Source organism: Streptomyces sp. HSW2009 (assembly GCF_040240285.1).
Lineage (GTDB): Bacteria > Actinomycetota > Actinomycetes > Streptomycetales > Streptomycetaceae > Streptomyces.
In genome coordinates this window covers 1-9,327 of sequence record NZ_JBEHZD010000311.1, presented here as the reverse complement: position 1 = coordinate 9,327, position 9,327 = coordinate 1, and the positions used below count along the sequence as shown (strand labels likewise).

Annotated in this window: 9 protein-coding genes; 4 read left to right on the top strand and 5 right to left on the bottom strand. The window is 71.3% G+C overall.

Features of this window, described 5'->3' with window-relative positions:
* Positions 1–114: 114 nt before the first annotated feature.
* Complete coding sequence (locus AAHZ94_RS21530) at positions 115–237, bottom strand: hypothetical protein (protein ID WP_349994615.1); 123 nt, start codon at positions 235–237, stop codon at positions 115–117.
* A 70-nt stretch (positions 238–307) separates the two neighbouring features.
* On the opposite strand from AAHZ94_RS21530, the gene AAHZ94_RS21525 reads away from it, so the two are divergent.
* The 3 genes from AAHZ94_RS21525 (at position 308) to AAHZ94_RS21515 (ending at position 3,432) form a co-directional block, all read left to right on the top strand.
* Positions 308–850: a class I SAM-dependent methyltransferase gene (locus AAHZ94_RS21525; RefSeq protein WP_349994614.1), complete on the top strand. Its 543-nt coding sequence runs from the start codon at positions 308–310 to the stop codon at positions 848–850.
* A 578-nt stretch (positions 851–1,428) separates the two neighbouring features.
* Positions 1,429–2,133, top strand: a complete 705-nt coding sequence (locus tag AAHZ94_RS21520) for a Crp/Fnr family transcriptional regulator (RefSeq protein ID WP_349994613.1) — start codon at positions 1,429–1,431, stop codon at positions 2,131–2,133.
* Between the two features lie 96 nt (positions 2,134–2,229).
* Entirely contained in the window at positions 2,230–3,432 is a 1,203-nt protein-coding gene (locus tag AAHZ94_RS21515; protein ID WP_349994612.1) for a hypothetical protein, read from the top strand.
* Between the two features lie 206 nt (positions 3,433–3,638).
* Here AAHZ94_RS21515 and AAHZ94_RS21510 read toward each other — a convergent pair whose 3' ends face one another.
* The 3 genes from AAHZ94_RS21510 to AAHZ94_RS21500 all read right to left on the bottom strand — a co-directional run bounded on the left by AAHZ94_RS21510 (position 3,639) and on the right by AAHZ94_RS21500 (position 6,610).
* Complete coding sequence (locus AAHZ94_RS21510) at positions 3,639–4,424, bottom strand: VOC family protein (protein WP_349994611.1); 786 nt, start codon at positions 4,422–4,424, stop codon at positions 3,639–3,641.
* 255 nt (positions 4,425–4,679) lie between these two features.
* The gene (locus tag AAHZ94_RS21505; RefSeq protein WP_349994610.1) at positions 4,680–5,552 is read right to left on the bottom strand and encodes an ABC transporter permease; all 873 of its coding nucleotides are present in this window, start codon (positions 5,550–5,552) and stop codon (positions 4,680–4,682) included.
* Complete coding sequence (locus AAHZ94_RS21500; protein WP_349994609.1) at positions 5,549–6,610, bottom strand: ATP-binding cassette domain-containing protein; 1,062 nt, start codon at positions 6,608–6,610, stop codon at positions 5,549–5,551. Before AAHZ94_RS21500 ends, AAHZ94_RS21505 begins: the two co-directional genes overlap by 4 nt.
* Before the next feature lie 916 nt (positions 6,611–7,526).
* On the opposite strand from AAHZ94_RS21500, the gene AAHZ94_RS21495 reads away from it, so the two are divergent.
* Positions 7,527–8,519 carry a CAP domain-containing protein gene (locus AAHZ94_RS21495; protein ID WP_349994608.1) on the top strand — a complete coding sequence of 331 codons (993 nt, stop codon included), beginning with the start codon at positions 7,527–7,529 and terminating at the stop codon, positions 8,517–8,519.
* A 19-nt stretch (positions 8,520–8,538) separates the two neighbouring features.
* On the opposite strand, the gene AAHZ94_RS21490 is transcribed toward AAHZ94_RS21495, so the two are convergent.
* Positions 8,539–9,003 carry a hypothetical protein gene (locus AAHZ94_RS21490; RefSeq protein ID WP_349994607.1) on the bottom strand — a complete coding sequence of 155 codons (465 nt, stop codon included), beginning with the start codon at positions 9,001–9,003 and terminating at the stop codon, positions 8,539–8,541.
* Positions 9,004–9,327: the final 324 nt, after the last annotated feature.

Below are 9,327 nucleotides of genomic sequence, written 5' to 3'. Positions count from 1 at the left end.
CCGGAACCCGACGCGTAACGCATTCGCGTAAGCCCACCCAGCCGTTCCACCGCCCGTTCCACCCCGGGCGCCGGGCCACTCGAAGCCCGTGCCGCACCCCCCGCGGACCGGCCCCTACCGACCCCCGCCCACCTGGCCGTACGCCAGGTCAGGCACCCGTACGAGGAGAACCCCGTTGGCCATCGTCCCCACCGTCGAAGACGTCGTAGCAGGGCAGCAGGCGTATAACCCCGTCACCTTGAAATTCTATGACCTCAATGTTTACGGATTCACCTGTCCGGTGCTCTGGAAAGTGTCGCGAAAGGAATTGCTTCGACTCTATGACCGGAATATCTCCAGCACGCACCTGGACATTGGCGTGGGCTCCGGATATTTGCTGAGCAAGTGCACCATGCCGAGCACCGACCAACACATCACGCTGCTCGACATGAACCCGCACTGTCTGACCCACGTCAAGCGACGGCTCTCCCACGACTACCGGGTCTCCACGGTGCAGGGCAACGTCCTGGAGCCGTTCCCGGTGCCCGAGCGGTCGCACGGCTCGGCCGGGCTGAACCTGATGCTGCACTGCGTGCCCGGCGACTTCGCGCACAAGGGCGTCGCCTTCGACCACGCCGCCGCCTGCGTACGCCCCGGCGGCAAGGTCTTCGGCAGCACCGTGCTCTCCCAGGGCGTGCCCGTCACCAAGGCCGCGCGGGCCGCGCTCAACCGGCTCAACGCGCGCAAGGACTTCAACAACCAGCACGACAGCCTCCACGACCTGCGCCGCGAACTCAGCGCCAGGTTCAGCGACTTCACCCTCACGGTGCACGGCTGCACGGCGCTCTTCGAAGCCACGGTGGAGGCGTGACCACCCACCCGTGAACGACGGCCCGGTCGGTGGCCACCGCCACCGGCCGCCCCAGCGGAGCCGGTGGCATCAGGGGAACTTGACGACCCCAGCGATCCCGGTGAAATCATCCGCCCCATCGCGGGCCGCCGGGTGGGCGTCGCGCGAGCCCCAGGCAGGTGCTCCGGACGTTCCGCCGCCCGCTCCCCCACGCACAGCGATCCATACGGTTTTCGGGGCGAAAAACGGCAGGCTTGCGGACAAGTAGGCCGTACCGGTTGGCGGCGTCCCGCCGGTGGGCACCATGGACGGGCGTACGCGGGACGGGTCGGCAGCGGCCGGCCGCCGGGCGCACACTCCTTGGGGGCACGTCATGTCAACGACCAACCCAACACGCCTCACCCACGGCCGAACCGCACCACCCCCCGCCACCACCTACGGGCCGCACATCGCGGGCCTCTTCCCGCGCCCCGCGGGCCCCTTCCCCCACCCGATGGGCGCCATTTCGCCCGCGCTCGGCACCCCGGTCGGCGGCTGCTCGCGGCGCGGCACCGGGCGCCTCCATCGGGGCGCGACCCGTACCCACCAGGGGGAGATCGGTGGATAAGGGCTTCCCCGCGGACACGTTCCTCGGCGGCGTCTCCCCGGAAACCGCGGAGCACCTCATGGCGGCGGGCACCCTCGCCGCGTACACGGACCGCCGCCCCCTGCTCCGCCAGGGCGACGCCGGCACCCACGTACTGCTGCTCCTGCACGGCATGGTGAAGATCGTCACCTGCACCGTCGAAGGCCATGAGGTGGTACTCGCCTTCCGCCGCGCCGGCGACATGATCGGGGAAATGGCCGCACTGGAGCGCAGGCCGCGCTCCAGCACCGTCGTGGCTTGCGGAAACGTCACCGTACGGGTCGTCCAATGGCCCGCCATGAAGAAGCTGCTCGGCCAGCATCCGGACGCCGGCGCCTCGCTGTTGCAGATGCTCTCCGCCCGGCTGCGCTGGGCCAACCAGCGCCAGCTCGACCACCACGCCTACGGCGCCGTGATCCGGCTCGCCCGTGGACTCGTGGAACTGGCACGGCTGCACGAGCCCCCACAGCGCGGCGAGTTGGAAACACGGCGGGAAATTCCGGTGTCGCTCACCCAGGAAGAGGTGGCCTCCCTCGCCGGCCTCGCGCTCACGACCACGCAAAAGGCCCTCGCCGAACTCCGGCGCGACGGTCTCGTGGAAGTCAGCTACCGGAAGATCATCATCACCAATTTCCCCAAACTCCTCGTTCTCTCGAAATTGATCGACGAGAACCCGTAGTACGAGGGATTCCGCTTCGGACCGTCCTCCTAGCCTCGGCGTGAACGCATCGCGGAAGCAGCGCGATAGCGTCCTGGCAGAGAGAGGAAAGCCCACGTGGCCGAACGGTCCGGGTACCAACCCCGCACATGCCTCGCACTGGACGTCCAGGCGTACGGGGCGCGCAACGATCATCAACAGTCCGACGTCCAGCACGAGTTGCTCAGGATGCTGTCCCGCGCCGCGCTGATGGCTGGCGTCGACCGCTCGCAGTGGCTTTACCAGGCCCAGGGCGACGGGCAGTTGGCCGTCCTACCCATGGACGGCTCCGAGCCGCTCGTGGTCGACGGCTACGTCCGTCAACTCACCGCGGTCCTGCGCGAACACAACCACCTCCGAGTCCCGGCGGCCCGCATCCGGCTGCGCGCCGCCGTGCACCACGGCCCGGTCGAACCCGCCGACAACGGCTTCGCCGGCCGGGCCGTGGTCACCACCTGCCGGCTACGGGACTCCGCCGTATTGCGGCACGCGCTCGTCGTCGCCCCCGACGCCGATCTGGTGCTCGCGCTCTCCGACAGCGTCTTCCACAACACGGTCGGCGGTGGCCACACCTCGTTGGGAACGGCCGAGTTCCGGCGGATCGACGTGGTCGAGAAGGAGTTCAGGGCCCCGGCCTGGCTCTGGGTACCCGGCCACGACGTCCACAGCCTGCCCCTCCCCCAGACCCCCACACCCACCACGACACCCAGCACGACAGCAGCCAACCCGTACGCCGGCTCCCCACCTCCCGGTTCCCCTCCCCACCCCATGCCCCCACCACCACCGGGCCCTCCCGCGCCGGGCCAGCCCACACCGGGTTGGCTCACACCGGGTCGGCCCACACCGGACTCGCCCGCGTCCGACCAGCCCACACAGGGTTGGTCTACGCCGGGTCGGCCCACACCGGGCCCGGCCGCGTCCGGCCCGGCCGAGTCGGTCCAGCTCACACCGGGTTGGCCCACACCCGGCCCGCTCGGATCGGATCAACCCGCGCGGGGTTGGCCCACACCCGGCCCGCTCGGATCGGATCAACCCGCGCGGGGTTGGCCCACACCCGGCCCGCCCGGATCGGATCAACCCGCGCGGGGTTGGCCCACACCCGGCCCGACCGGACCGGATCAACCCGCACAGGGTCGGCCCACGTCAGGGCCGTCTGGACCGGATCAGCCCCCATCGGGTCGGGTCACGTCGGGCCCGCCCGGGTCGGACCGGGAAGCCTGCCTCGGGCTACGGGCCGCCTGGACCGCCTGGGCCGCCGCCCAAGGCCACCCTCTCGACTGAGCTGACGCAGGTTGGCCGAGCCGGCGGGCTTGGCCAAGCTGACGGGGCCGGGGGCCGGGCGGGCAGGACGGGCTTCCCCGTTCCGAGGCGGGGGCCGGCACACAGCCTCGGCCCCGGCCCTGATCCCGGCCTCGGCCTCAGCCTCAGCCTCAGCCTCGGAGCAGGCACCTCTGCCCCCCCTCTGCCGCCCGCCGTCCCGCCACCCGCTACCCCGCCTCGCTGGTGATCACCGCGAACTGGGCCCCGAACGGATCGAGCACCATGGACATCCGACCGATGCCCGGCGCATCGTCCGTGGTGGTCAGGGCGGTGCCACCGTTCGCGGCCACGGCCGCCACCGTCGTATCGCAGTCCTCCACCTCGAAGTACGGGTACCAGCGGGACTTCAGATCGCCCACCTCGATCTGCGGCGGGAACTGCATGATGCCGCCGTGCGTGGCATCCCGGCCGCCACCGGGCGGGGAGACCACCGTGTAGTCGACTTCCGCCATGGGGGTGCGCTCCGCGTCCCAGCCGAAGACCTGCCGGTAGAAGTCGACCGCGGCCTGGGCGTCGGTGGTGTGCAGTTCGGACCAGCACAGCGAGTTGGGTACGTTGACGACATCCACGCCCCGGGTGTCACCCGGCTGCCAGACGGCGAACTCGCCTCCCGTCGGATCGGTGAACTGGGCCAGCCGGCCGGCGGTGAAGACGTCCATCGGCTCCGCGCGGACGTCACCGCCCGCAGCGCTGACGGCCCGAGCCGTCGCCTCCGCGTCGGCCGTCTGGAAGTAGATCGTCCAGGCGGGGGATGCGCCCTCCGCCATCAGCGGCCCGATGCCGGCCACCGTCTTCCCGTCCGCCTGGAACATCCCGTACCCGCCGGCGTCCGGGCCCGCCGACTGGAAGTCCCAGCCGAAGACCGTGCCGTAGAACGCCGCGGCGGCCCCGGTGTCCGGCGCCCCGAGGTCAATCCAGACCGGGGCACCCGGCACGTAGTGAGTCGTGAGCATGGCCATGGTCCTCCGACGTCGTGTGGGCGGGAGGCCGCAGCCAGGAGCTACGGCGCGGACCCGCACCCTCCGGTCCTCTCAGAATGACAGCGCCCCCGTCGACGCGCCGTTCGAAGCCGCGGGCCCCGGCGGGCCCAGGCGATACGTGGTGGTGGGCAGCGGTACGTGATGGTGCGGTGCGGTACGCGGTGGCGACCGGCAGTACGCGGTGGCGAGCGGTACGAGGCGAGGCGGGGCCCCGGCTCACGTGCGGGCTCACTTGCGGTTGTACAGCCGCATCGTCACCGAGCCGAAGACCGCTATCAGGACCGCGGCCCAGCCGAGGGTCCAGGCGATCTCCACGCCGGGCCAGTCACCGTCCATGAGGGAGCGGACCGCCGAGGACAGATGGGTGATCGGGCTGTTGTTGACGAACGCCTGGAGCCAGCCGGGCATGGTCTTGGGGTCCACGAAGATGTTGCTCAGGAAGGTGAGCGGAAAGAGCACCATCATGCTGACGCCCATCACCGACTTCTCGCTCCGCAGCAGCAGGCCGAACATGGTCCACACCCACGAGAAGGCGAACGAGAAGACGATCAGCAGGGCGATTCCGGCCAACACCCCGAGCACTCCGCCGTCCGGGCGGAAACCCATGATCAGGCCCACGACCAGCATCACGGTCGAGGCCATGGCGTACCGCAGCATGTCGCCGAGGAGATAGCCGACCATGGCCGATGGGCGCCAGATCGGCAGGGTGCGGAAGCGGTCGAAGACGCCCTTGGTGATGTCAGTGTTGACCGCGACCCCGGTGTACATAGTGATCATCACGACGCTCATCACGAGGATGCCCGGCAGCAGGAACTGGAGGTAGTCCGTGGTGGAGCCGGCCAGCGCACCGCCGAAGAGGTACGTGTACATCAGCACCATCATGATCGGGAAGGCGGTGACGTCGAAGAGTTGCTCCGGCACGTGCTTGATCTTCAGGACGGCCCGCCAGCCGAACGCCACCGACGTCGTCCAGGCGCTGGGCCGCGGTGGGCGCTCCTTCGCGACCAGCACGGCGGACAGGCTCTCGACCGTGACCGGCGCGAGCTCGGTGGCGACGTCGGCGCGGGTGGTACGGGCTTCGGTCGTCGGTGCGGTGCTCATGCGACCGCCCCTTCCTTGCTGATCGGGCCGTCGGAGCCGGCCGGCCCCCGGGTGTCGTGCGGGTCGTCGGAGGCGTCGTCGGGGCGGGTCGCCGGATGGTCGGTGAGGGCGAGGAAGACCTCGTCCAGGCTCGGCTGGCCGAGTGAGAAGTTGTCCACGGTGATGCCCGCGCTGGACAGTTCGTGCAGCGCGCGGGCGGCCTGCTCGGCCGCGCCGTGCCCGTCCCCGGCGAGGCCGACGCGCGCGGTGAGCGCCACCGGGTCGTGCTCCAACTGCACCTGTGCGTCCAAGTGTTGGGAGAGCAGTCGCTCGGCCGCCGGCCGCTGCTCGGCGTGGCGCAGCCGTACGTGCACCGAGCCCGCGCCCACCGATGCCTTCAGCTCGCCCTTGGTGCCCTCGGCGATGACCTGCCCGCGGTCGATCACGGCGATCCGGGAGGCCAGTTGGTCCGCCTCGTCCAGATACTGCGTGGTCAGCAGCACCGTGGCACCCTGGCTGACGACGGCGCGCACGATGTCCCAGACCTGGTTACGGCTGCGCGGGTCGAGCCCGGTCGTGGGTTCGTCGAGAAACAGCAGGTCAGGGGTGTTGAGGATGCTCGCGGCGATGTCGATGCGGCGCCGCATGCCACCCGAGTAGTTCTTGACCTGCTTTCCGGCCGCCTCGGTCAACCCGAACGCGTCCAGCAGCTCCGCCGCCCGCTCCTTCGCCGCCGGCTTGCGGTGTCCGAGCAGCCGGCCGAGCAGGACCAGGTTTTCCAGGCCGGTCAGGTCCTCGTCCACCGACGCGTACTGACCGGTGAGGCTGACCCGGCTGCGCACCGCGTCCGGCTCGCGCAGCACGTCGTGTCCGAAGACCCGCGCTTCCCCGCCGTCCGGCCGCAACAGCGTGGCCAGCATCTTCACCGTGGTGGTCTTCCCCGCCCCGTTGGGCCCGAGCACCCCGTACACCGTGCCGGTGGGCACGGCGAGGTCGACCCCGTCCACGGCCCGGGTCTCGCCGAACACTTTGACCAGGCCAGACGTCTCGATCGCCAGATCGGCGCCGGGTGTACTCATCGCGGGTCCTTTCACTGGGGTGGCTCGTCACGGGGGCACGTGGGGGCGGTGCGGAACAGCTTCTGCGCAGGGCTCAATGGCAGGGCGTGGCGTCATGGTCTGGGGCTACGGGGCGCGGCGATGGCGGCCGTACGAACCGCTCGCCGAACACCTCCGAACCACCGGATCAACCCGATGGTCCTGCTGGGCATCCGCTCTGGTGTTCTAGTGCCGACGACTGTAGTACGGGGGTCTGACAATGCCCTGTTGATCATGAGAAGGGCCAGGTCACGGCGTTTTGCCGGACAGCCCCACCGGCCACCGCGCCCCTCGCCGCCGCCCTGCCACGACTCCTCGTCGCCACCTCGCCACGACTCCGTCGCGACCCTCGCGCCGCCACTCCGCCGCGCCCCCTCACCACCACCCGCCGCGCCCCCTCGCCATCTCCAGCCTCGCCCCCACCACCACGGCCCGACCGTGACCCCTCGCCACGCCCCCGTCACGGCCTTCGCCACGACCCCACCGCAGCCCCACGACGCCCCTCGCCACCGCTTCGCCCATCGGGCCCCGGCCGCCGGGACCGCCGCCACTCGCGATCAGACCGCGAAAACTCGTCACCCACATTCCCCACCCGGCGCGTCCCGCGCACCACCATCCACGCCATCACCCGACCCAACCGACCGCACGCCCCTACCGGCCGCCCATACATCCGCCCTCGTGAGATCGCCTAATTTCCCATCAAACCCATTCCACATATGGGGATTTATTCGCGTTGGACGGGCTGTGGACAACTCCATGAGGCAGGTGACCACGGACCCGGCCCTATGCCATCTTTGTTCGAACCCCCCATGGAGGATTCGAACCCATGAGCTCAGACCGCCACACCCCGTCCACCCCCTCGTCCACCCCTGCGTCGGGCCCGTCCCCTACCGCCGGAATGGATGACGCACAGGGGCCGCAGGACCCGCGGCCGGTGCGGCGTGGCCACCGCAGACGGGCGAAGAGACGCCCTGCCTGGCTGCCGCTGGCGCTGGGCGCCGTCGTCGCCGGGGGCGGCGTGACCACGTACGTGGCCCTGGACGACTCCGACGCGGGTGGGCGCAGCGTGGCGGACGGGGCCGACCGGGTACGGGCTGCCGACGCGGCGAGCCCGACCGCGTCCAGTGCCCCCGAGCCGAACGCCTCGCAGCCGACGGACCGTGCGCACAAGAGCGGCCCGAGCCCGTCGAAGAGCGCCCGGCCGACCGCCGACGCGGGCCGCAAGGACGCCGGCGCGGATGCGGGCGAAGGGCGCGGCTCCCGGTCCGCGCAGCCGACGCAGGCCGGTCGAGGGGCGGCCGATCGCGGCGGCAACGCCGCTGACCAGGGCGGAAGCAAGCCCTCGGGCGGCACGGATGGCGCGGGCGACGGGTCGGGCCAGGACCGGCCCGGGACGAGCAGGCCGGGTGCCGGTGCCGGCAGTGGCAACGGCAGCAAGGACGGAGGTGGCGTGCAGGGCGGCTCGGACGGCCCGCGGGAGAGCACCCGTGCGCGCTCGACCGGCCAAGGTGGCCCGACCGCCGATGTGCTGGCGCTGGTCAACAAGGAGCGGGCGGGCGCCGGTTGTCGGCCGCTCTCCGCGAGCGGCACCCTGAACCGGGTGGCCGACACCTACGCGGGCGTCATGGCCGACGCCCAGGAGCTCTCCCACACCGGTCCGGACGGCTCGACGGTCGGCGACCGGGTCACCCGCTCCGGCTATACCTGGTCAGCCGTCGGCGAGAACATAGCCCGTGGCCAGTCCGACGCCGCCGCGGTGATGTCCGCCTGGATGAACAGCCCAGGCCACCGCGCCAACATCCTGAACTGCTCGTTCCACGAGATAGGTCTCGGTGTGGAGCAGGGTTCGGGCGGGCCGTGGTGGACGCAGGTGTTCGCGACCGGCCGCTGACCAGTCACCGGCCGCGGGGCTACCTCATGGCGGGGCGGATGCTGGTGATCCGCACGGTGCGGCGGGGCTGGAGGCCGCTGTAGTCGACCAGGCTGGAGGTGACGACGGGAGTGCTCGCCGTTTCGCCGGGCCCGAGTTGGAAGACCGTGGCCGTGCCTGCGATGGTGCGCAGCACTTCCCCGCTCGCCGGGGAGGAGTGCGTGATCGCGACCGTCACCGTGTAACTGGCGGACTGGGAGCCGTTGTTGGTGACGCGCAGGGATTCCATGGTGGTGGAGTCCCAGCACCTGCCCCCACCGCCCTTGGTGACCAGACGGACCGTGACCTGCCCTTCCGTGCGTACGCCGGCGCCGGCCGGCACGGTGACGCAGGACGGCGGCGCGGAAGAGGCAGGGGCGGCGGCCCCCTCACCCTCGGAACCTGAGGTGCAGCCAGTCACCGCGGCGCCCACCAACACCGCGGCAAGACAACGGATTCTCATCACCCCGGGGAGTGTGCCAGCCCGTACCACCCGGCTCCGCCCCGCCCTCCCCGGCCCACGCTCCACCCGCCCCCGATGCCACCAACCCACCCGACGCCACCGCCACCGCCAACCCACCACCCACCCCGCTCCCTGGGCCGCCCGGCCCGCCACACACCCGGTTTTGGAGGATCGATGACGAAGAATCTGTGACAGGACAGTCGCGCGTACGGTGCGGCGAACGGGCGCCGCACCCCGGGCCCCGGAGCCCTGACCTGGGCTCGCCACCGCCACGGCCACCGCCACCGCCACCGGCCCGGTCGAGCAGGGCCGGGCCGGCCGGGGGGG

What these genes read in the sequence shown, in the direction of transcription:
- AAHZ94_RS21510 (WP_349994611.1), bottom strand. Translation starts at nt 4,424, where the DNA reads ATGCTCACGACTCACTACGTGCCGGGTGCCCCGGTCTGGATTGACCTC.
- AAHZ94_RS21505 (WP_349994610.1), bottom strand. Translation starts at nt 5,552, where the DNA reads ATGAGCACCGCACCGACGACCGAAGCCCGTACCACCCGCGCCGACGTC.
- AAHZ94_RS21500 (WP_349994609.1), bottom strand. Translation starts at nt 6,610, where the DNA reads ATGAGTACACCCGGCGCCGATCTGGCGATCGAGACGTCTGGCCTGGTC.
- AAHZ94_RS21495 (WP_349994608.1), top strand. Translation starts at nt 7,527, where the DNA reads ATGGATGACGCACAGGGGCCGCAGGACCCGCGGCCGGTGCGGCGTGGC.